The sequence below is a fragment of the Pseudomonas sp. K5002 genome, from assembly GCF_013386655.1.
Taxonomy (GTDB): domain Bacteria; phylum Pseudomonadota; class Gammaproteobacteria; order Pseudomonadales; family Pseudomonadaceae; genus Aquipseudomonas.
In genome coordinates, this window is record NZ_JACARK010001693.1 from 1 (window position 1) to 478 (window position 478).

The 478-nt window shown below is 66.9% G+C and carries 1 protein-coding gene; it reads left to right on the plus strand.

From position 1 onward, the window contains the following. Positions 1-478, plus strand: a 478-nt coding sequence (locus HX846_RS38745; RefSeq protein WP_178967643.1) for a P1 family peptidase, incomplete at both ends; no start/stop codon positions are given.

Genomic DNA, 478 nt, shown 5'->3' on the forward strand with positions numbered 1-478 from the left:
TGAAGCCGGGTGCGCCGGCGATTCCTATCGTGCCGGCGGCGGTGTTGCATGATTTGGCCAATGGCGGGGACAAGGATTGGGGTCTGGAGCCGCCTTACCGGCGACTGGGGTTCGAGGCGCTGGCCAATGCTGGTCCGGAGTTTGAGCTGGGATCTGTCGGGGCCGGACGTGGGGCCATGGCGGGGGTGTTGAAAGGCGGGCTGGGGACGGCGTCCCTGGATTTGGGCGATGGGTTGGTGGTTGCCGCGTTGGTGGTGGCTAACCCGATTGGTTCGGTCTACATGCCGGATGGCGAGACGTTCTGGGCCTGGCCCTGGGAGGTGGCGGGGGAGTTTGGTGGGGCGCGGCCGGTGACGGAGATGGATTGCAGTGATCCGATGCCGGAGTTGTCGCGGCTGGATTCCATGGGGCGCCTGCAAGCGGGGGCCAATACCACGCTGGTGGTGGTGGCGAGTACGGCGCGGTTGACGGTGGCGGA